The 21,529-nt window shown below is 65.5% G+C and carries 22 protein-coding genes and 2 tRNA genes; 19 read left to right on the plus strand and 5 right to left on the minus strand.

All coding sequences use genetic code 11. The annotated features are described in order from the left end of the window. The 7 genes from VN706_09380 to VN706_09410 all read left to right on the plus strand — a co-directional run. Positions 1–1,616, plus strand: a 1,616-nt coding sequence (locus tag VN706_09380; GenBank protein HXT15831.1) for a SelB C-terminal domain-containing protein, incomplete at its 5' end; no start/stop codon positions are given. A 464-nt stretch (positions 1,617–2,080) separates the two neighbouring features. Continuing rightward, a complete protein-coding gene (locus VN706_09385; protein HXT15832.1) occupies positions 2,081–2,230 on the plus strand; it encodes a hypothetical protein in 150 nt (49 codons plus the stop codon). Between the two features lie 451 nt (positions 2,231–2,681). Further along, positions 2,682–5,291, plus strand: a complete 2,610-nt coding sequence (gene clpB, locus VN706_09390) for an ATP-dependent chaperone ClpB (GenBank protein HXT15833.1) — start codon at positions 2,682–2,684, stop codon at positions 5,289–5,291. A 306-nt stretch (positions 5,292–5,597) separates the two neighbouring features. Then, a complete protein-coding gene (gene tadA, locus VN706_09395) occupies positions 5,598–6,080 on the plus strand; it encodes a tRNA adenosine(34) deaminase TadA (protein HXT15834.1) in 483 nt (160 codons plus the stop codon). 16 nt (positions 6,081–6,096) lie between these two features. Beyond that, positions 6,097–6,186, plus strand: a tRNA-Ser gene (locus VN706_09400). A gap of 103 nt (positions 6,187–6,289) precedes the next feature. Continuing rightward, on the plus strand, positions 6,290–6,673 hold the full coding sequence (locus VN706_09405; protein HXT15835.1) for a hypothetical protein: 384 nt from the start codon (positions 6,290–6,292) through the stop codon (positions 6,671–6,673). Between the two features lie 60 nt (positions 6,674–6,733). After that, positions 6,734–6,820 (plus strand) — tRNA-Ser (locus VN706_09410). Positions 6,821–6,864: 44 nt separating this feature from the next. Here VN706_09410 and VN706_09415 read toward each other — a convergent pair. The 4 genes from VN706_09415 to VN706_09430 all read right to left on the minus strand — a co-directional run bounded on the left by VN706_09415 (position 6,865) and on the right by VN706_09430 (position 10,568). Beyond that, positions 6,865–7,275 carry a hypothetical protein gene (locus VN706_09415; GenBank protein ID HXT15836.1) on the minus strand — a complete coding sequence of 137 codons (411 nt, stop codon included), beginning with the start codon at positions 7,273–7,275 and terminating at the stop codon, positions 6,865–6,867. Positions 7,276–7,358: 83 nt separating this feature from the next. Continuing rightward, the gene (locus tag VN706_09420) at positions 7,359–9,734 is read right to left on the minus strand and encodes a PAS domain S-box protein (protein ID HXT15837.1); all 2,376 of its coding nucleotides are present in this window, start codon (positions 9,732–9,734) and stop codon (positions 7,359–7,361) included. Between the two features lie 167 nt (positions 9,735–9,901). Then, the gene (locus VN706_09425) at positions 9,902–10,270 is read right to left on the minus strand and encodes a hypothetical protein (GenBank protein ID HXT15838.1); all 369 of its coding nucleotides are present in this window, start codon (positions 10,268–10,270) and stop codon (positions 9,902–9,904) included. Between the two features lie 67 nt (positions 10,271–10,337). Beyond that, on the minus strand, positions 10,338–10,568 hold the full coding sequence (locus tag VN706_09430) for a winged helix-turn-helix domain-containing protein (protein ID HXT15839.1): 231 nt from the start codon (positions 10,566–10,568) through the stop codon (positions 10,338–10,340). Positions 10,569–10,684: 116 nt separating this feature from the next. Between VN706_09430 and VN706_09435 the strand changes: the two genes are divergently transcribed. From VN706_09435 to VN706_09460, 6 genes are all read left to right on the plus strand, one after another. Beyond that, entirely contained in the window at positions 10,685–11,479 is a 795-nt protein-coding gene (locus VN706_09435) for a Crp/Fnr family transcriptional regulator (protein HXT15840.1), read from the plus strand. A 64-nt stretch (positions 11,480–11,543) separates the two neighbouring features. Further along, positions 11,544–12,098 (plus strand): bifunctional pyr operon transcriptional regulator/uracil phosphoribosyltransferase PyrR, encoded by a 555-nt coding sequence (pyrR, locus tag VN706_09440; protein ID HXT15841.1) that lies wholly within the window; start codon positions 11,544–11,546, stop codon positions 12,096–12,098. Next, positions 12,095–13,060 (plus strand): aspartate carbamoyltransferase catalytic subunit, encoded by a 966-nt coding sequence (locus tag VN706_09445; protein ID HXT15842.1) that lies wholly within the window; start codon positions 12,095–12,097, stop codon positions 13,058–13,060. The genes pyrR and VN706_09445 overlap by 4 nt, the downstream gene beginning before the upstream one ends. Continuing rightward, positions 13,053–14,354, plus strand: a complete 1,302-nt coding sequence (locus VN706_09450; GenBank protein HXT15843.1) for a dihydroorotase — start codon at positions 13,053–13,055, stop codon at positions 14,352–14,354. Before VN706_09445 ends, VN706_09450 begins: the two co-directional genes overlap by 8 nt. After that, positions 14,351–15,004 carry a class II aldolase/adducin family protein gene (locus VN706_09455; protein ID HXT15844.1) on the plus strand — a complete coding sequence of 218 codons (654 nt, stop codon included), beginning with the start codon at positions 14,351–14,353 and terminating at the stop codon, positions 15,002–15,004. Before VN706_09450 ends, VN706_09455 begins: the two co-directional genes overlap by 4 nt. Next, a complete protein-coding gene (locus tag VN706_09460; GenBank protein HXT15845.1) occupies positions 15,001–15,924 on the plus strand; it encodes a zinc finger protein in 924 nt (307 codons plus the stop codon). The genes VN706_09455 and VN706_09460 overlap by 4 nt, the downstream gene beginning before the upstream one ends. A gap of 18 nt (positions 15,925–15,942) precedes the next feature. Here the strand turns inward: VN706_09460 and rpsT are convergent, their stop codons facing one another. Continuing rightward, the gene (gene rpsT, locus VN706_09465; GenBank protein ID HXT15846.1) at positions 15,943–16,182 is read right to left on the minus strand and encodes a 30S ribosomal protein S20; all 240 of its coding nucleotides are present in this window, start codon (positions 16,180–16,182) and stop codon (positions 15,943–15,945) included. A gap of 250 nt (positions 16,183–16,432) precedes the next feature. Here rpsT and VN706_09470 point away from each other — a divergent pair, with 250 nt between their 5' ends. The 6 genes from VN706_09470 to VN706_09495 all read left to right on the plus strand — a co-directional run bounded on the left by VN706_09470 (position 16,433) and on the right by VN706_09495 (position 21,443). Further along, the gene (locus VN706_09470) at positions 16,433–17,116 is read left to right on the plus strand and encodes a site-2 protease family protein (protein ID HXT15847.1); all 684 of its coding nucleotides are present in this window, start codon (positions 16,433–16,435) and stop codon (positions 17,114–17,116) included. A gap of 27 nt (positions 17,117–17,143) precedes the next feature. Beyond that, positions 17,144–17,884, plus strand: coding sequence for a segregation/condensation protein A (locus VN706_09475; protein ID HXT15848.1), 741 nt, complete (start codon positions 17,144–17,146; stop codon positions 17,882–17,884). Beyond that, positions 17,859–18,449 carry an SMC-Scp complex subunit ScpB gene (scpB, locus tag VN706_09480; GenBank protein HXT15849.1) on the plus strand — a complete coding sequence of 197 codons (591 nt, stop codon included), beginning with the start codon at positions 17,859–17,861 and terminating at the stop codon, positions 18,447–18,449. Before VN706_09475 ends, scpB begins: the two co-directional genes overlap by 26 nt. Further along, a complete protein-coding gene (locus tag VN706_09485; GenBank protein ID HXT15850.1) occupies positions 18,449–19,168 on the plus strand; it encodes a pseudouridine synthase in 720 nt (239 codons plus the stop codon). The genes scpB and VN706_09485 overlap by 1 nt, the downstream gene beginning before the upstream one ends. A gap of 239 nt (positions 19,169–19,407) precedes the next feature. Beyond that, positions 19,408–20,382: a MoxR family ATPase gene (locus tag VN706_09490; protein ID HXT15851.1), complete on the plus strand. Its 975-nt coding sequence runs from the start codon at positions 19,408–19,410 to the stop codon at positions 20,380–20,382. Between the two features lie 71 nt (positions 20,383–20,453). Continuing rightward, entirely contained in the window at positions 20,454–21,443 is a 990-nt protein-coding gene (locus tag VN706_09495; GenBank protein HXT15852.1) for a DUF58 domain-containing protein, read from the plus strand. Positions 21,444–21,529: the final 86 nt, after the last annotated feature.

The following is a 21,529-nucleotide window of genomic DNA, read 5'->3' on the forward strand; positions in this document are numbered from 1 at the left end:
CAGGGATCGACCTCGCGCTGCTCGTCGTCGCGGCCGACGAAGGGGTCATGCCGCAAACGCGCGAGCATCTCGCGATTCTTCAACTCCTGGGCGTGCGGCGCGGCGTCATCGCACTGACGAAGCGCGACCTCGTCGATGACGAATGGTTGGCGCTCGTGGAAGACGAGGTGCGCAGCGCGAGCGCGCAGGCGCTGCCCGGTGCGGCGATCGTCGCGACGTCGGCGACGACCGGCGAGGGAATCGATGCACTGCGCGCGGAGCTTGCGCGGCTGGCGGGTTCGCTCGTTCCGCGCGACGACAGCGATCTCTTTCGCCTCCCGATCGATCGGGCCTTCACGATCAAAGGCACGGGCACGGTCGTCACGGGCACGGTCTGGTCGGGCCGTCTGTCGCGAGACGAAACGGTTCGCATTCTTCCCGGCAACAAGACGGCGCGCGTGCGCGGCGTTCAGGGACATGGCGCACAACTCGAGCGCGCGCTTCCCGGGTCGCGCTCGGCGATCGCGCTTGCCGGCGTGGACGTCGAGGACGTGCCGCGCGGCTCGACGCTCGTGTGCGACGCTGACTGGCATGCCACGCAGCATGCGCGCGCGGACGTCACGCTCGTTCCCGATGCCGACATCGAGCTGCGTCCGCGTGCCTGGCTGCGTGTGCACGTCGGCACGTCCGAGGTCGGCGCGCGCATCGTCACGCGCGCCGCAAGCGGTGGGACCTTCGCCGCGCGCATCATCTTCGATCAAGCGGTGGTCCTGCGCGCCGGCGACCGGTTCGTCGTGAGGACGAGTGCGCCGCTGAACACGATCGCCGGCGGCGTGATCACGGACCCATACGCGCTGAAACGCGCGAAGCTGTGGCCTGTCGGGCTTGGCGTTGCCGATCGCCTGGCGCGTCTGGTGTCGGAAGCGGGTGGGCAGGGCGTACCGTTCGCGAGCATTCCGGTACGCGCCGGCGTGTCGCCGGTTGCGGCGCGCGCGCTCGTCGCCGAGCCGGCTGTGGGCGCAGAGCTGGTGGCTGGAAAGCTCGTGGTCTCGCGCGAACTTCTGCAGGCGCTCGACGCTGCTGCTCAGGCTGCGGTGGCGGAGTATCAGCGCATGCATCCGCTCGAAGGCGGCGCGCCGGCGCAGGTGTTACGGACGGGGTTGGCGGCAGCGCCGGACATTGCGGACTGGGTGATCCAGCAGGGTCTGGCATCCGGGCGTCTGAAGAGCACGAGCGGGCTGATTCATGAACCAAATTGGTCCCCAACATTATCCGGCTCAAACGAATTGCTCGCCGGGCGTGTTTTGAGCGAACTCGACTCGGCAGCGATCGAACCGCCGTCGGTCCAGGAATTGAGTGGTACGATCGGGGAGGATGTGACGGCGATTCTTCGCTATCTGGAGCGCCAGGGCGAGGTCGTGCAAGTCGAGGCGGAGCGGTACTATAGGGTGCAACACTTGAAGTCGCTTATCGATCGGTTGCGGGCGGCGATGGCGGGCGGGGTCGAGGCGTCGCCGTCGGAGATCCGTGAGGCTCTGGGGGTTTCGCGGAAGTATTTGGTGCCGTTGTTGGAGTATTGTGACCGGGTGGGGTATACAAACCGGCATGCAAACGGTCGAGTCTGGGTAGGCACGTAAATTCCATTGGGACAAGGGTATTCTACGCCACGGCTCGCTTGACACACCCTTGTCCGAACCGTACCTTCGAGGCACGTGGCAGTATCTCGTTCACCCATTCAGGAGCTCTTGTAACGGTCCTGTTTCGTTAGCGCGGAGACAACATGTTTCACCGCTGGGCAGCACTAGTGCTCGTGCTCGCCCTTTGTGCGATGTCGCCAAAGAATGCGGCGGGACAGACTACATCGTCCCGAGGGCACGGTGCGCAGGGCAAAGTCGGATCCAACTATCCGAATCCCTTCAATCCGGACACACGAATCAACTTCAGTGTAGGCGCGGACGATTGCACGCCAGGCACTGAGCAACACGTGGTGACCATGAGGCTGCTGAATATTCTTTCACAGCCTGTGGCGTATCCTGTGATGTTAGCGGCGGACGGGTTCTCGAGCTTCCCTTCGGGGCTCCGGAATCAGCCGATTCTGAACGTGACGCTTGCTTGTGGCAATTACGTCGCGTACTGGGACGGCACGGTCAGTCGCACGGGAAAAGAGGCTCCATCCGGCACGTACGGCGTCCAGTTGTTCATCGACAACGTCTTGCAGCCGGGAATTACGAGAGTCTTCCACTCGAAGTAAGACGAACTTGACGGAAGGATATTGGACACGCGCCCGGGAAGTTGGTCCCGGGCGCGTGTCTTTTTTTACCACGGACGAACGTCGGACGACTGCTTTACCACGGACGGACGTCGGACGATCACGGAAAGGCACGGAGACGGCGTGAACTGCCGTTGACTGCAGTTTCATGATTTTTTAACAAAACCCTCGGGACGTTCCGAACCTCGAAGCATCCTAGGGGTTTTCTAAAAGAGCTCACGTCAAACGCAGCTTCAAACGATAAACGCCGTCTCCGTGCCGATCGGCTGTTGTCCGCCCTTTGTCCGTGGTCAGCGACCCGCCACGACAAGCCTCCGCGCGAGTCCGTGGTGCCGAAGAGGCAGAGGCCCTACCTTGTCGAGCATAGGCCGATCGCTCGAATTCGGCCGGAATGGCGCAACGGAAAGGCATCGCGGTTGCTCCTCAAGGCGACATGATCAATCCAGAGAAACTCACCGTAAAGGCCGGCGAGGCGTTCAACGAGTCCGTCAATCTCGCGCGCCGCAACGGCAATCCCGTCGTCTACGATCTCCACCTGCTGTCGGCGCTCCTCGACCAGGATGAGAGTATCGTCGTGCCGGTGCTCCAGAAGCTCGGCGCCAGCGTCGCTCAGCTGCGCGAGCAGGTCGCGCGCGAGACGGGGCGCTACCCCAAGCAGAGCGACGCACAGCCGACGCTCTCGCGCGAGCTGAATCAGGTCTTCGACAAGGCGGAGTCCGAAGCGAAGGCGCTGGGCGACGAATACATCTCGACCGAGCACCTGCTGCTCGCGCTCTCCGATACCAAGAACACGGAAAGCAAGCTCCTGCTGAGCGGCGTCGGCGCGACGCACGAGGCGTTGCTCCGTTCGCTCGAGCAGGTGCGCGGCACGCATCGGGTGACCGACCAGAATCCGGAGAATCAGTACCAGGCGCTCGAGCGCTACACGCGCGATCTCACCGACGCGGCGCGCAAAGGCAAGCTCGATCCCGTCATCGGCCGCGATGAAGAGATCCGGCGCGTCATTCAAGTTCTCTCACGGCGCACGAAGAACAATCCCGTGCTCATCGGTGAGCCGGGCGTCGGCAAGACGGCGATCGTCGAAGGCCTGGCGCAGCGCATCGTGAACGGCGACGTGCCCGAGGGCTTGAAGAACAAGCGGCTCGTGTCGCTCGACATGGGCTCGCTCATCGCCGGCGCCAAGTTCCGCGGCGAGTTCGAGGAACGGCTCAAGGCCGTGCTCAAGGAGCTCACGGAAAGCGAAGGGCTGTTCATCACGTTCATCGACGAGATGCACACGATCGTCGGCGCGGGCAAGGCCGAGGGCTCGATGGACGCGGGCAACATGCTCAAGCCGCTGCTGGCGCGCGGCGAGCTGCGCGTGGTCGGCGCGACCACGCTCGACGAGTATCGCCAGCACGTGGAAAAGGATCCGGCACTCGAGCGCCGCTTTCAGCCCGTGTACGTCGGCGAGCCGAGCGTCGAGAGCACGATCGCGATTCTGCGCGGCCTCAAGGAGCGGTACGAGGCGCACCACGGCGTCCGCATCACCGACGACGCGATCATCGCGGCCGCGACGCTGTCGCATCGCTACATCGGCGACCGGTTCCTACCTGACAAGGCGATCGACCTGATCGATGAAGCCGCCTCGCGCCTGCGCATCGAGATCGACTCGATGCCGCAGGAGATCGACGAAGTCGAACGGCGCATCATGCAGCTCGATATCGAGCGGACGGCGTTGTCGAAGGAAAAAGACCGGCCCGCCATCGAGCGGCGCGAAGAGATCGAACGCGAGCTCGCCGAGCTGCGCGAGCGCTCCAACAGCATGAAGGCGCAGTGGCAGCAGGAAAAAGAAATGCTCGGCGGTGTCGGCAAGATCAAGCAGGAGATCGAGCAGGCGCGCATCGAGGCGGAGCAGGCGACTCGGCAAGGCAATCTGCAGCGTGCCGCGGAGATCACCTACGGGCGCATCCCCGAGCTCGAGCGCCGCATGAAAGACACCGAGCAAAAGCTCACGGCGGAACGCGGGCGGCCGAAGTTCCTGAAAGAGGAAGTGACGGCCGACGACATCGCGGAAGTCGTCGCGCGCTGGACGGGCATTCCCGTGACGCGCATGCTCGAGAGCGAACGCGATCGGTTGACGAAGCTCGACAAGGAGTTGGCGCGGCGCGTGATCGGACAGCAGGAGGCGGTGGAAGCGGTGGCGAATGCGGTGCGCCGTTCGCGCGCGGGTTTACAGGATCCTAATCGGCCGATCGGCTCGTTCATTTTCCTTGGACCGACCGGCGTCGGCAAAACGGAGACCGCGCGCGCGCTCGCCGAATTCCTGTTCGACGACGAGCACGCGATGGTGCGCATCGACATGTCGGAGTACATGGAGAAGCACGCCGTCGCGCGCCTGATCGGCGCGCCGCCGGGGTACGTCGGCTACGAGGAAGGCGGTCAGCTCACCGAAGCGGTGCGGCGGCGTCCGTACTCGGTCGTGCTCTTCGACGAGATCGAGAAGGCGCATCCCGACGTGTTCAACATCCTGTTGCAGATCCTCGACGACGGGCGCCTCACCGACTCGCAGGGCCGCACGGTGGACTTCCGCAATGTCGTGATCATCATGACGTCGAACGTCGGCTCGCATTTCATCCTGGAGAACGCGAAGGGCGACTGGGCCCTGGTCGAGACGCAGGTGATGGCCTCGCTGCGCAGCCAGTTCAAACCGGAATTCCTCAATCGCGTGGACGACATCATCATCTTCCATCCGCTCAGCACGGAAGACATCACGCGCATCGTCGATCTTCAGCTGGCGCGTCTCACGAAGATGCTTGCCGAGCGGAAGATCACGATCGAGGTGACGGACGACGCGAAACGCTTACTCGCCGAGGAGGGTTACGATCCCGCGTTCGGCGCTCGGCCGCTCAAGCGGTCGATCCAGCGGCTCATTCAGAATCCGTTGGCGCTTGCGGTGCTCGAGGGGAAGTTCGGGGAGGGCGACGCGATCGTGGCGCGGCCGGACGGGAAGGGGGGATTAGCGTTCTCTAATGAGCCGGCCCGGGAGACTGTCGGGGCGTAGATGGAACGGCGGCGGCAAAAAGAGGCTACCACGGACGAACGTCGGACGTCCACGGAACGGCACGGAGACGGCGTCAACTGCCGTCCACCGCCGTGTGATGATTCTTTTGGAACACCCTCCGGATGTTTCGATCGGAGAAACCTCCAGAAGGTGCTTTGGCGATCGAAACTGTGCGCGCGGTGTTAGCGGTGTTAGCGGTGTTAGCGGTGTTAGCAGAAAACGATATTGACGGCCGTTGACGGCAGTTTTTTTCGCGCCGTCTCCGTGCCGTTCCGAGTTTGTCCGCCTTAGTCCGTGGTGATAGCGATGCGTCCCGATGACGACCACTTCATGGGCCTCGCCCTCGACGAGGCCCGCATCGCCCGCGACGCGGGAGAAGTGCCGGTTGGCGCGGTGATCGTCCGTGGGACCGAGGTGATCGCGCACGCGTCGAACCGCACGCTTCGCGATCAGGATCCCACGGCGCACGCTGAAGCGATCGCCATCCGCGATGCGGCGGCCGCGCTCGGTTCGTGGCGGCTGGATGGCTGCACGCTCTATGTCACCCTCGAGCCCTGCGCCATGTGCGCGGGGGCCATCGTCCTGGCCCGGCTGGACCGGGTCGTGTTCGGAGCGTGGGATTCGAAGGCCGGGATGGCGGGTTCGATCGCCGATCTGTTGCGGCATCCCAAGCTCAACCATCGACCCGACGTGTTGGCCGGTATTCGTGCCGAAGAAGGGGGCGCGCTGCTCACGGAGTTCTTCCGGAATCGGCGCCAAGTCGTTGACGCGCCAGCGTCTACGATCTAATTTCATTGGCTCCCCCGGACAGGTGGCCGAGTGGTTGAAGGCACCGGTCTCGAAAACCGGCATACCGGTGAACCCGGTATCGTGAGTTCGAATCTCACCCTGTCCGCCTTTGTTGTTCTTTCGATGAACCCGGCGCGGCGGCGTCTGCCGCCGCGCCGGGTTCAGTTGCACTTGGCACCGTTTCCGCGACGAACGCCGCGGGAGTTCCCATGACCAGACTGTCGATCGTAATCCTTGCCCTGGCGGCGGCCGCGTGTCAGTCGTCCCAGTCCTCGCCGTCGTCGTCCGCACCCCGGCAGGCGGCGTCGAACATCACGACCTGCGACGGCGAGCCCTATCTCGATGTCAACAACAACACGGGCGCACCCGTCGACATCTACGCGTATCTCGGGACCGCGGCCGGGACATTTATCGCGTCCGCCTCGACCGGTTTCTCGCGCGTGTCGCTCGTGGGCACGCGCGCCGAGCGTGCCAATGGCAGTTTCTACGCGATGCAGAATGGTCGCAGCGTGACGAACGCTGGTGTTCCGAACTCCACGGTCTCTATCACGCGGCGATGCGACCGCGCGGCCGCGAAACCACCGGAGCACTAGAACGGTCTGAAACGGTGTGACTCCCGTCGCGCGATACGCGCGACTAGGATATCAAACTCTGGATGGGTGGCCGAGCGGTTCAAGGCGCACGCCTGGAAAGCGTGTTTCGGTGAAAGCCGATCGCAGGTTCGAATCCTGTCCCATCCGCTCAGCGCCGGCCCGAGCTCACGCTCGGGCCGGCGCGTTCACGTTCACTGCCGCTTATACAAAAACACTGATGTCCCGCTCGTCGCGGTGAACGTGTCGCCGCTCGCGGAGGCCGACGCCGACGAGCCGTCGCTCGCGAAGTGGAACGTCACATTGTTCCCGCTCACGACGTACGTGCCGCTATCGGTTCCCGCGGTCGTCGTCACCGCCCCGGCGGCGTCGGTCGTTCGAAACGACGAGGCTTCGACGAACGTCCCGGCGGCGGCCATCGTGAACACGTCGCTCACCAGCTCGACCTTGGGCGGCGTCGAGACGACGATCGGCAACGCGACGCCGCTGACGGACTGGAGCGACCACGTGCCCGTCATCGAGGCGTTGGGCGGCGCGTCCACGATGCCGGTGCCGGCACAGGCGGACGCGAGTACGAACAAGGCACCGATGAAGCGGCGGCGCATGGACGGATCCTTGGGTTGGTGGGTGGACCAAACTACAAGGACCGCGCCGCCCCCGCATCGTGTCCCAAGTGATTACTCGAGGATTACTTCATCACCGCGATCTCACCCGCCGAATCGGCGACACCCGCCTGTCGGGGACCGTCCAAGACGGCGCGGATTCGCGCCGCCAAGTCCGGAATCATGAACGGCTTGAGGAGCAGGGCGGTGTCCGGCATCACGACCCCGTAACTGGCGACCGCCTGTTCACTGTAGCCGGTGATGAACAGCACCCGGAGCGTGGGATACCACTCGCGAAGCTGCGCCACGAGCGTGGCGCCGTTCATCTCCGGCATTACTACGTCCGAGAGAACGAGATGCACCGGCGCGTTGTGGCGCTCGAGCACCGTGAGCGCGTCGTAGCCGTTGCGCGCCTCCAGCACGGTGTAGCCGAGATCGCGGAGCGCGTCGGCGATCTGATCGCGCAGCACGCGCTCGTCCTCCACGAGCAAAATCGTTTCGCGGCCGCCAGGCGTCGATGCGGCGTCCGTTCCCGGCGGTGATTGCAACGAGGGAAGGTCGGTGGCCGGCAGCAGAATGGTGAAGACCGAGCCCTCACCGGGCTCGCTCTCGACGTCGATCGTGCCATGGAACCGCTCGATGATCGAGTGCACGACCGACAGGCCGAGTCCCGTGCCCCAGCCGAGCTTGCGCGTGGTGAAATAGGGCTCGAAGAGTCGCGCGCGTGTTTCGGCGGTGATACCAACGCCCGTGTCCGTGACCGTGAGCGCGACCTGCCGCGCACCGGTCGCGGTGGCGTCGCCATCGTCCGCCGTTTCGATCGTGAGCGTCCCACCGTCCGGCATGGAATCGCGCGCGTACACCGCGAGACTCACGATCACCTGCATCATCTGCGCGCGATCGACGTACACGCCCTTTCGCGCGCGCAGCGAGATGTCGAGGTGAACGTCTTCTCCGATGAGTCGCGCGAGCATCGGCTCGGTTTCGCGAACGATGTCGTTGAGGCGGCAGTTCTGCAGTGTCACGACCTGCTTTCGTCCAAACGCGAGCAGCTCGCGAATGACGCCCGACGCCCGGAAGCATTCCTCACGCACCTGCGAAAGGCGGCGCTGCGCGCTCGTGTCGAGATCGCCCTTCTGAATGACGAGATGCACCCCCGCCATCATCGCGGTGAGGATGTTGTTCAAGTCGTGCGCGACGCCGCCGGCGAGCTGACCCACCGCCTCCAGCTTCTGCGCTTCGTGCAACTGCGCTTCGCGAAAACGTTCGGCCGTGATGTCGCGTTCGATGGCCGAGAGTCCGATGACGCCGCCCGTTGCGTCGCGAATCGGCGAGAGCGTGACGGCGACGATCAGCCGGCGGCCATCCTTCGCGAGCCGCTCGGTGACGATGTTCGAAACGTCGCCGCCATGCCGCGCGCTCTCGAGCAGCGCCGCTTGCTCGTTGGCCTGGTCGGGGGGCACGATACGAAATACTGAATCGCCGACCATTTCATCAGCCGTATAGCCGTAGATGCGTTCCGCGGCTGCATTCCAGTGCGTGACGACGCCGTCGGGCGCCTGCGCGATGATGGCGTCGTTCGACGACGCGACCAGGGTGCTGAGCCACGCGCGATCCTCGAGCTCGCGCATCTCCCGCGACAGATCGGTGAGCACGCCGAGGAGGCGAACGCCGCGCGGCGGCTGCTCGCTGCGCGAGTCGTCAGCGTCGAGAAACCGCACGCCGCCGCGAATGCCCACCCAGATGGCGGGCCCCGACGGGCGACTGACGCGGAACACGCCGTCGAGGGCGCCGCTGCCCCCGGGATCGAGCGATCGTTCCACGGCAAACCGAAAGCGCTGACGATCCTCGGGTTCGATCGCCGACTCGATCATGTCGATCGTGACGTCGGCAGTCTCGGACAGGCCCAGCAGCTCGCGGCCGCGTGAGTTGATGTCGATGTGATCGGTGTCGAGCGCCCAATCCATGGTGCCGGCACGTGCCGCGTCGACGATGAGCCGAATGCGATCGGCCGCGTCGCGCAACGCGGCGTCGGATCGCTTTTGCTCGTCGATGTTCGACGCGATGCCGATCCACCCCTTCACTCGGCCGCGGCGGTTGCACACGGGCTCCGCGCGAACGCGGAACCACTCGTGCGATCCGTTGTTCAGGCGAAGCCGAAACTCCGTGTTCAGAATTTCCTCACCGGCCCGCGCCTCGGCCCAATCGTTGGCGACGCGCGCGCGGTCGGCTTCGTGCACGCACGTGAGCCAGCCGCCGCCCTGCATGTCGGCCTGCATCTGACCGGTGACGAGCGTCCAGGTTGGCGCGACGATGCGCTCGCCGTCGGCGCTGACGCGCCACACGATCTGTGTGAACTCGCCGGCGAGACGCCAGATCTCGGAGTCGGAAATGCGATCGGATATGCGGCGCGACGGGCCCGACACGATTGGTCGGCCCGACGGGACTTCTTTGGATGACACGCGGCCTTCTGAGGCGGAACGCGCACAGCGTGCGCAGGGCGTGCGATAGCCGGCGGCGGCTAGGGTAGGAACAACGAAGAACTCCGCCTCGCCTGCACTATGAGACGCAAACGGGATTTGCGCCAGTTGCGTTTTGTCCGAACGTTTTGAGTTCGGATGGCGTCGTGTCAGCGGCGCGCGACGAGAAACGACGGAATCTCGGGGCTCGGCGTCGCCGACGTGCCTCCGAGATCGTGCCATGCGGCTTGCACCAACTCGGTGATCAAACGTTCTTCCTGGCCGTAGAGGCGGCGGCCCAGGTCAATGGTCGCCAATCGGCGGAGGACGTCCTGTATCTCGTGAACCGGCAGATCGGCCTTCGCGACGTTCGCGATGCGATGCCGATGCTTGCGAATCCAGCGCTGCGACTGCGGCCACATGGCGCGCGCATACCGCTCGTAATCTTCGCCCGGGATGGCGCGCGGAAAGCGCGAATCGAGCGGAGCGGAGTCCGATGTCGGCCAGAACGTGATTGGTTGGCGGCGGCGCCAGGTCATCGGGGGCTCCAGAGAAGGTCGGTCTGCCACAGAGTGTCGGCAGGTCCCCGTGCCAGTTTGAGGGCGATTACGCCCAGCGCGCGAGCGACCAGGTGCCGCGGCCGGTGCGCCGAAATCGGCCGGAGGAGTCGTCGTGGAGCACGCCGTTCAGCCGTGCCGGTGGGTCGTCGGACAAGCCGAGCCGGGCATAGACGTGGGCGGCGAGGGCGGAGAAGTGCATGGCGGAGCCTTGCTCCTCGAGCACGGAGGCGGCCGCATCGAGAAGCCGCTGCCGCTTGGTCGGAACGGAACGATCCATGAAAATGCAAACGGCCGCTTAGGTGAACAAATGGCGTAGACGGATGCACGAGCTTGAACTATGTTGACCTCAATCGAAGGCAACTTCAAGTGCGCCAAGAACTTAGGAGGGCCGCTGTGTACGCTACCGTACCTACTGACGCTTCGCTGAGCAAGAATCGCTTGGTGGCCGCGTTGCCCGAGGCGGAGCGCGAGTTGCTGGAGGCGAACGCCACGTTCGTCGAATTGCCGCGTAAGCGCCTGTTATACGACGCCAACCAGCCGATCGAGGCCGTGTACTTTCTCATCGACGGAATCGCGTCGGTGCTGAGTGTCATGGTCGACGGCACCGCGGTGGAAACCGCGACGATTGGCCGCGAGGGCATGATCGGGATGGCGCGCTTCCACGGCGTCGACATGACGCCCGAGCAGGCGATGATGCAGGTGTCGGGACGAGGCTACCGCGTCGACGCGGAAACGTTCGCCGCGCTCCTGCCGCAGCTGCCCGCCCTCACGGCGCTGCTGCACCGGTTCTCCGTCGTCATGTTCACGCTCGCCGCTCAGAATTCCGGCTGCAACCGCAAGCATTCGATCGAGCAGCGGTGCTGTCGCTGGCTGCTGATGGTGTACGAGCGACTCGAGCGCGACACGTTCGACCTCACGCACGATTTCATCGCGCAAATGCTTGGCGTGCGCCGCGCGAGCGTCACCGAGACGCTCGGCCTGTTCGAGAAGCGCGGCTTCATCGAGATGGGCCGCGGGCGCATCAAGGTGATCGACCGGGCGGGACTGGAAGGCTGTTGCTGCGAGTGCTTCTCCGTCATTCAGAGCGTCGTCAGACGGCTGCTGCGCGGCGAAGCGATGCGGAATCCGCTCGCGGGCGTGAAGACGTCCGAGGACGGCGAGTCGACACTGGGCCCGCCGTTCGGCTGATCGGCATCTTCCAGCACGAGCCTCGCTACCATTGGCCGCCCGATTGTCGCATATTGGGCGCACCATGGCAGCGGCAAAACCACAAACGGTGCTCGATGCGCGCGCGTTCGATCGAACGCTCCGGCGCATGGCCGACGAGATCGTGGAGCTGAACAACGGCACCGAGAATCTCGTCATCGTTGGGATTCAGCGCCGCGGGGTTCAGCTCGCGGCGCAAATCGTATCCACGATCTCCGATCGCGAAGAGACGGACGTTCCCCACGGCTCGCTCGACATCACGCTCTACCGCGACGATCTGCAGACCGTCGGTCCGCGGCCGGTCGTGGGACAGACGCGCATTCCCGTCGATGTCGAGGGGAAAAACGTCATCATCGTGGACGACGTGCTCTACACCGGACGCACGATTCGCGCGGCGCTCGACGAGCTCGCGGACTTCGGGAGGCCGGGGCGAATAGCCCTGGCCGTCTTGATCGACCGCGGCGGCCGGGAGCTGCCGATTCAGCCGGACGTCGTCGGCAAGACGATCGCGATTCTCCCGACGCAGCGCGTGGACGTCCTGGTCGAGGAGCTGGACGGCAAGAACGGCGTGATCGTGACCGACAAGGAGTCCGCGCCGTGACCCTGTCGCTCGGCAAGGATCTGCTGGGACTCGAGCCGCTGTCGCGCGAGCAAATCCAGTTGATTCTCGATACCGCCGAGCCGTTCAAGGAAATCAGCCAGCGCGCGATCAAGAAGGTGCCGACGCTGCGCGGCGCGACGATCGTGAATCTGTTCTTCGAGGCGTCGACGCGCACGCGCGTGTCATTCGAGTTTGCTGAAAAGCGTCTGTCGGCGGATGCGGTGAACGTGGCGGCCTCGGGCTCGAGCGTGTCGAAAGGCGAGACGCTGGTCGATACGGCGCGCAATCTCGAGGCGATGCGCATCGACATGGTCGTGATTCGCCACGGCGCCTCGGGCGCGGCGCAGTTCCTGGCGGAGCGGATCGAGTCGAACGTGATCAACGCGGGCGACGGGACGCACGAGCATCCGACGCAGGGCCTCCTCGATTTATTGACACTTCGCGACCATTTCGGCCGTATCGACGGCCTCAAGGTCTGCATCGTCGGCGACGTGCTGCACTCGCGCGTGGCGCGCTCGAACATCTGGGGGCTCACGAAGATGGGCGCCGAGGTGGGGGTGTGTGGCCCCCGGTCGCTGTTGCCGAACGCGGTCGAGGAGCTGCCCGTTACGGTGTTTCGCCGCGTCGAGGAGGCGATCGAGTGGGCGGACGCGCTCAACATCCTGCGGCTGCAGCTCGAGCGCATGACGGCGGGATACATCCCGAGCCTGCGCGAATACAATCGTGTCTTCGGTGTCTCGCGCGAGCGGCTGGAGCGCGCGCCGAGGGACGTTCTCATTCTTCACCCCGGCCCCATGAATCGCGGCGTCGAGATCGACTCCGACGTGGCCGATGGACCATTCAGCGTGATCCTCGATCAGGTAACGAACGGCGTGGCGGTGCGCATGGCCGTGCTGTACATGCTGTCGGGCGGCAAGCCCGAGTTGGCGGAGGCGGCGAAGGGCCGCGGCGGCAATGAGTAAATCCTTATTGCTGCGCCGCGGGCGCGTGATCGATCCGTCGCAGTCGCTCGACGAGACGGCGGACGTGCTCATCGTCGACGGCAAGATCGAAGCGGTCGGCGTACGGATTGCGGACGAGACGCGGAACCGCGACGACCTCGAGACGATCGACTGTACGGGGCAGGTGATCTCGCCGGGGTTCGTCGACGTGCACTGTCACCTGCGCGAGCCGGGGCGCGAGGAAGTCGAGACGATCGCGACGGGGGCGCGTGCCGCGGCTGCGGGCGGATTCACCGCCGTCTGCGCCATGCCGAACACCGATCCGGTCACCGACAATCAGGCGGCGGTGGGATTCATCATTCGCCAGTCGCAGATCGCCAATGCGGCGCGCGTGTATCCGATCGGCGCGATCTCCCTGGGCCAGAAGGGTGAATCGCTCGCGGAATTCGGCGAGATGATCGGCGCGGGTGCCGTGGCGTTCAGCGACGACGGCAAGCCGGTGGCGAGCGCGCATCTGATGCGCACGGCGCTCGAGTACGCGCGCACGTTCGGCGTGCCGGTCGCCGACCACTGCGAGGAGCCGACGCTCGCCAAGGGCGGCGCGATGAACGAAGGCGTCGTCAGTGCGCGGCTCGGGCTGAAAGGGGTGCCGAGCGAGGCGGAAGAGATCATGGCGATCCGCGACATTCTGTTGGCGCGGCGCACCGGCGGCCACGTGCATCTCTGTCACATGAGCACGCGCGGTTCGGTCGAGCTGATTCGGTGGGGGAAGGAGCGCGGGATCAACGTCACCGCCGAAGTGTGCCCGCATCACATTTCTCTAACAGAGGACGCGGTCGAGGACTACGACACGAACGCGAAGATGAATCCGCCGCTGCGCACGGCGGCGGACGTCGCCGCGCTGCAGGAGGCGGTGAAGGACGGCACGATCGATCTCATCGCCACCGATCACGCGCCGCATCACTACGACGAAAAGGAGCGCGAGTTCGCGGATGCCCCCAACGGCATCATCGGGCTGGAGACGGCGCTCGCGGTGAACATCACGTGGCTCGTCGAAGCGGGCATCATCGATCTGCCGCTGCTCGTCGAGCGCATGTCGTGCGCGCCGGCGAGAATCTTCAAGCTGCCGGGCGGCACGCTGCGCCGCGGCACCGACGCCGACGTCACCGTGTTCGATCCGACGATGGCGTGGCTCGTCGAGCCGTCGCGCTTCAAGTCGAAGGGGCGGAACACGCCGTACGCGGGCCAGACGCTCACCGGCCGCACGCGCTGCACGATCGTCGGAGGCCGCGTCGCCTACCGCGCCGACGCGTGACGCGCGACGAGGCGGCGCGCGGCATCGTGCGCGTCTGCCGCCGCTTGTATGAGCGCGGGCTGATCGCGGGGCCGGATGGCAACGTGTCGGTGCGGCTCGACGACGGATCGATTCTCGCGACGCCGAGCATGATGTCGAAGGTGAATGTCACCGAGGACGATCTCGTGCGGGTCGCGTCCGACGGACGTGTGCTCGATCCACAGGGGACAGCGTCGAGCGAGCTGCGCATGCATCTGCGCATCTACGAGCGACGCGCGGACGTGCGTGCGGTCGTCCATGCGCATCCGCCGACGGCAACGGGGTTCGCCGTGGCAGGCGAGGGGTTCGTAGCGCCCGTGCTGCCTGAAGTTATCTTGCAGATGGGCGAGGTACCCGTTGTGCCGTACGCCACACCGGGAACCGACGCCCTGCCCGATGTTATGGAGCCGTATCTCGCGCGACACGACGCATGGCTGCTCGCGAATCACGGTGCGACGACGGTGGGACCGACGCTCGAGGTGGCGCATCAACGCATGGAGAGTCTCGAGCACGCGGCAAGGATTCTGCTCACCGCGCGGTTGCTCGGGAGCGTGAACGAGTTGAGCATGGACCAGGCGCGCGCGCTGCACGGGATGTATGGGCTGCGTTCGCCGGATGAGGATCGACGATGACGGATGCGAACCGCCCGGCGCAGGAACTGCCGGCACTGATCGAAGAACGCCGCCGCTACGAGTCGTGGCTGGCCGCGCTCGACGCGCGCCGTGACTCGACGCCGCAGCACGTGTTCGATCGCGTGCACTCCGACTACGAGGGTCGGCTGCGCCAGGTTGACGAACAGCTGAGCGCGCACCGGCATTCGATTCAGGAAGAAAAGACGAGTCTCGAGTCGCGCCGCGCGCTGCTCGAGGCCGAGGAGCAGTTGCGTCGCGATGAGCGCGCGGAGTTGGAGTTGCGCGCGCACGTCGGTGAGATCGCCGGGAACGAAGCAGACGACGCGTTCCGCACGGTCGATGAATCGATCGAGCGGCTCGGCGTGGAGAAGGCCGAGCTCGTGAAGCGGATCGAGGAGTTGAGCGGGTTGCTGGACAGTCCAGCCGCGGCGGCGAGTACGCCGCCAGCCGCGCCAAGCGTCGAAGCAGCGAGTACAGCGAGTACGGCAGCGAGTACGCCGGACGCGTCGTCGTCCGAGCCGCCGGATCTGGCGGAGACCGAGTCGCTGCACGACGCGCTCGCGGAGTCGGATGCGCCGTTGCACGCGCCGTTGCACGCGCCGGTCACGGAGGAGAAAGTCGTGCTCGACGGCAACGCGCTGCATACGCCCGGCGGTTCGTTCGACGAGCTCGCGTTTCTCAGCACAGTGGTCAACGAGGGCGATTCGCGACGAACGGCTCCGGTCGAGGCGTCACCAGCGCCGGCGCCCTCGAGCGAAGGGCCGCTGGGGGCCAACGTGCCGGGGCATACGCCGATCGTGCTGCGCGCGTCGGGTGCAATCGAGCAGTCAAAGACGCTCAAGTGCAGCGAGTGCGGCGCGATGAATTATCCGACGGAGTGGTACTGCGAGCGGTGCGGGGCCGAGCTGGCGGCGCTGTAAGCGCCGCGTTGACGGTGACTACGCCGTCGCGGCCTTGCTCAGCCTGCTCTTGTTGCGGGCGGCGTTGTTCTTGTGGATCAAGCCCTTCCGCGCGGCGCGATCGAGCAGCCTGGTCGCGGCGAGCTTCTGCTCGGCGGTGGCACCCGGGGCCTGTGCCTTCTTGAGCGCAGTCCGCAAGGCGGAACGTTGCGCACGGTTGCGCACGGTCGCCGCGCGCGACTTACGCATGTTCTTTTTGGCGGATGCGATATTCGGCACGAAATAGTCTCGAAAACGAGGAAAACACGAAAAAAACGAAGAAAAACTCGCCCATGTGGCGAGCTGATTTGCGGACGTGGAAACTAGATTTCGATAGCGCGAAAGTCAAGGCGCTATAACGCTTTGCTAACGCTTGCCCACGTTGGCCGGCGCTTTGACACGTGTTCCGCGGTCCACTACGTTTCGCCCATTCCGATCCTCGGCCGGCATGGGCGTCGATCGCTTGTCCCGGCCCCCGCCTCGTACCGACTTGGACTTTCGGCTGATTCTGTTGATCGCGCCGGTGATGCTGTTCTCGGTCATCGCGCACGAAATCGCGCATGGGTACGCGGCGCTCCGTCAGGGCGACACCACCGCGCGCGACATGGGCCGGCTGACGTGGAATCCGATCAAGCACATCGATCTCTGGCTCACGATCATCCTGCCGGTGATCCTGTTCCAGACGATGCACATGGCGATCGGCGGCGCGAAGCCGGTGCCGGTCGACCCGCGGAATTACCGCAACTATCGTCGCGGCGACATCATCGTCTCACTCGCCGGCGTCGCGACGAATCTCGTCATCGCGATCGCGTGCACGATCCTCGCGGCGCTGATCGGACTCGCCGCGCACGCCGCCGAAGGGCTCGTACCGGTCGCGGCCATCGCGCAGGCGATGATGCTCTGGGCCATTTACCTTAACCTCGGCCTCGTCGCGTTCAATCTCATTCCGGTGCCGCCGCTCGACGGGTCGCACGTCGTCAAGTATCTGCTGCCTCCGGCCTGGGCGGCGCAGTACCAACGCATAGGATTCGCCGGCATCGTCCTGCTGATCCTGATGGTGAAGTTCAATTTTCTCGACTGGTGGTTCAAACCCGTCGAGCTCGCGGCACAGGGCTTGTTCCATTTCATCTCGCGCCTCGTATTGCCCGAGACGACCCAGGACTGGTTCCGTTAGCCAACGCACGCTCGCCTTTGCCTTTCCATGACGGCTGCCTACGCTCCAGATCCGAACGCTCCGGAAGCCACCTTCCTGGTCGACGTCCCGAGCTTCTCGGGACCGCTCGACCTGTTGCTCTCGCTCATTCGCGAGGAGCAGGTGGACATCTACGACATCCCGATCGCGCGCGTGTGCGAGCAGTTCGTGCTGCGCATTCGCGAGCTCGGGCTGAACGAAGCCGCGGAGTATCTCGAGATGGCGGCTCGGCTGCTGCGCATCAAGGCGCAGATGCTGCTGCCGCGCGCGGACGTCGAGGCGTGGGAAGATCCACGCGCCGAGTTGGTGCGGCGGCTGCTCGAGTATCAACAGATGCGCGAGGTGGTCGATCTCCTCGAGCGGCGCGGCGAAGAGCGGCGCAACCAATTTGCGCGCGCGTATCTGCCGCAGGCCCCGGCGCCGCCGATGGCGCCATTGGCACTCTCGCTCTCGGAATTGCTCGCCGCGGTCGATCGCGTGTTGCGCGCGGTGACGCCGGCGAACATGCACGAGGTCATTCCGCGCGCGATCGACATTCCGGGCGCGGTGAAGGTCATTCGCGCCGTGCTCGAGCTCAAGGCGCGCATTTACTGGACGGACATCGTCGAGCGCGGCGCCGAACCGTGGCAGATTCTCTCGACGCTCCTCGGACTGCTGGAGCTGGCCAAACTCGGCGAGCTTCGTGTCGCGCAGCCCAAACCATTTGCCAACGTGGAAATCTCTCGTGACGCCGCTAGCGAAGCTGCTTGAAGCGGCGATGTTCGCCAGCGCCCGCCCGATCGCAACCGACGAGCTGGCGACGCTCGACCCCGACGCCTCGCCGGCCGAGCTGCAGGCCGCGCTCGACGAAGTGCGCGAGCACTACGACGTCGAAGGACATGGCGTGGAGCTCGTGGAGGTGGGCGGCGGCTGGCAGATCCTGACGCGGGCTGAATACACCGAGGCGATCGAGCGCGCGCAGCTTGCGGCGCGGCCTGCGCGCCTGTCAGGTGCGGCGCTCGAGACGCTCGCGATCATTGCGTATCGCCAGCCGATCAGCCGCGCCGAGATCGAGGAGATTCGCGGCGTTGCGGTGGGCAGCATGCTCAAGTCCCTCCACGAGCGCGGCCTGATCGACGTCGTCGGACGCGCCGAGGGATTGGGACGTCCGCTGTTGTACGGGACGACGCCCTTGTTCCTGGAGCATTTCGCGCTGCGGCATCTCGAGGAGCTGCCGCGCGCCGACGAGTTGGCGATCGCGCTGCGCGCGCCGGAGCGTCCGGTCGCCGATCATTCGGCGGACGGCGCCACGGTCGTCGCCGAAGTGAGCGAGTGATGTCCGAGCCGATGCGCATTCAGCGCGCGCTCGCCCGCGCGGGAGTCGCATCGCGACGCAAGGCCGAGGAGTTGATCGCGGCCGGTCACGTGCGCGTGAACGGCGCCGTCGCGCAGATCGGACAGATCGTCGATCCCGACAAGGACGCGATTGCGGTCGACGGCAAGCCGATCGCGGCGCCGAAGGGCGTGGAGTGGATCGTTCTCAACAAGCCGTCGGGAGTGATGACCACGCGGTCCGATCCCGACGGTCGCAAGACGGTGTTCGACTTCGTGCCGGCGACTCCAGGTCTCACGTACGTGGGACGGCTGGACTATCTGACGGAAGGCTTGCTGCTGCTGACGACGGACGGCGCGGCGGCGCACCACCTGTCGCATCCGAGCAGCGAGATCGAGCGTACCTACGTCGCGACCGTTACGGGAAAGGGCGACGAAGCGGTGTACGTCGCGCGCGAGGGTGTGATGCTCGACGATGGTCCCGTGCAGCCGCGGCGCGTCGTGGCGCGCAAGCTTGGGCGCGACCGATGGGACTTCGAGGTCACGATCACCGAAGGTCGCAAGCATGAAGTCCGTCGCCTGTGCGCGGCGCTCGGCCTCGGGGTCGAGCGGCTGGTGCGTGTCCGATACGGGCCGATCGAATTGGGCAATTTGCCGAGCGGCGAGACGCGGAAGTTGACGTTGCTCGAGCGATCGGCGCTCAAGAAACTGGTGTCCGCGTGAAAAGCAGCGCGTCTTTCCGAGCGAGCGTAGCGAGTCGAGGGACCCCCATCTCAGCGGGGTGCTGCAGAGGACTCCGCCGTCGGGACGGGGGTCCCTCGACTCCGGCGCCGCGCGCCTTCGCTCGGGATGACACCTAGTGCATTTGCCGGTGTAGGAGCAGTTCAGAGGACAGGCTGGCTCGACGGTTGCAACTCGCATCGTCGAATCTCAACGGCAACACACCTCAACCTGCGTTCATCGTGGCAACACAAGTCTCCACGGCGGCGGACTCGCGCCTCGTTCAGGATGTCGCACGCCAGGTGGCGCGGCGTGTGGTCGGCCAGGACTACATGGTCGACCGGCTGCTCATCAGCCTGCTCACGGGCGGGCACGTGCTGCTCGAAGGCGTGCCGGGTCTGGCGAAGACGTTGACCGTGCGCACGCTCGCCGAGACGATCGATACGACGTTTCATCGCATTCAGTTCACGCCCGACCTGTTGCCGGCGGACGTGCTGGGTACGCAGGTGTACGATCAATCGTCGGGCAAGTTCTCGGTGAAGCAGGGACCGATTTTCGCGAACATTCTGCTCGCGGACGAGATCAACCGCGCGCCGGCGAAGGTGCAGGCGGCGCTGCTCGAGGCGATGCAGGAAAAGCAGGTGACGATCGGCGGCACGACGTTCAAGCTCGAGGAGCCGTTCCTCGTGCTGGCGACGCAGAACCCGATCGAGCAGGAAGGGACGTATCCGCTGCCGGAAGCGCAGGTCGACCGCTTCATGCTGAAGCTGCGCGTCGGCTATCCGACGCGCGATGAAGAGAAGGAGATCATGCGCCGCATGGCGGGCGGGGAGCCGATCGACGTGCAGGCCGTCGCGACGCCGGGGCAGATTCTCGACGCGCGCCATCGCATTTCCGATCTGTACATGGACGATCGGATCATGGACTACATCGTCGACATCGTCCTGGCGACGCGCGAGCCGCAGGCCGCTGGGCTTGGCGATCTGGCGCCGCTCATCGAATTCGGCGCGAGTCCGCGCGCGACGATCGCGCTGGCGCAGGCGTCGCGCGCGCATGCCTTTCTGCGCGGCCGCGCGTTCGTCACACCGGACGATGTGAAGGCGATCGCGCCGGACGTGCTGCGGCATCGCGTGCTCACGACGTATGAGGCCGAGGCGGAAGAAGTGACGAGCGATCAGATCGTGCAGCGGGTCCTCGCCAAGATCGAGAGCCCATGATCGCGATGGGCGATGGGCGCTCCGCGATGGGCGATGGGCGATGGGCGATGGGCGGCGCGCAGGCGTAGAGCGTGTTCGACTTTCTTCGGCGGCGCACGGCGCACAGCACGGCCAGCGGCCAGCGCGCAGCGCAAAAGCGCGCATCCCCCAACGCGCAACGCCCAACGCAAAAGTCGCCGGCGGTACCGCCTGAAGTCCTCCGCCAGGTCAAGCTGCTCGAGCTGCGCACGCGCGGGCTCGTCAACTCGCTCTTCACCGGCGAGTATCGCTCGGTGTTCAAGGGGCAGGGCATGGAGTTCGCCGAAGTGCGCGAATACCAGCCGGGCGACGAAGTGCGGTCGATCGACTGGAACGTCACGGCGCGCATGCAGCGGCCGTACGTCAAGCGCTACATCGAAGAGCGCGAGCTCACCGTCATGCTCGCGGTCGACGTGTCGGGCTCGGAGCGCTTCGGTACGCGGCGGCGCTTCAAGAGCGAAGTGGCGTCGGAGCTCGCGGCGGTGCTCGCGATGTCGGCCATCCGCAACAACGATCGCGTCGGCTGCCTCATGTTCACCGACGTGATCGAACACGTGGTGCCGCCGCGCAAGGGCCGCCGGCACGCACTGCGTCTCATCCGGGACATTCTCGCCTTCGAGCCGAAGAATCGCGGCACCGACATCGGCGGCGCGACGGAATACCTGAACAAGATGCTCTCGCACAAGGCGATCATCTTTCTCGTCTCCGACTTTCAGGGCGCGAGCGTCGAGCGGCCGCTCAAGCTGCTCGCGCAGCGGCACGACGTCGTTGCGGTCACGGTCGAGGATGCGAGCGAACGGTCGCTGCCCGACATCGGTCTCGTGCGGCTCGTCGATCCCGAGACGGGACAGACGATCGACATCGACACGAGCGATCCCGAGGTGCGCGCGCAGTTCGACGTCCAGGTGACCGACGACGCAAAGGCGCGCCGGCATCTGCTGCGGCGCTTGGCGATCGATGAGATTCCTGTCAACACCGACACGGGCATCATGGATCCGCTGCTGCGATTCTTCCGCTCGCGCGAGACCAGGCTTCGGAAATGAAAAACGTCGTCATTCCGAGCGGAGCGAGGAATCGTGTGTCACGGATGAGGGGCAGATCTCTCTGCCGGGATGTTAGATCCCTCGTC

The organism is Gemmatimonadaceae bacterium, assembly GCA_035606695.1.
Lineage (GTDB): Bacteria > Gemmatimonadota > Gemmatimonadetes > Gemmatimonadales > Gemmatimonadaceae > JAQBQB01.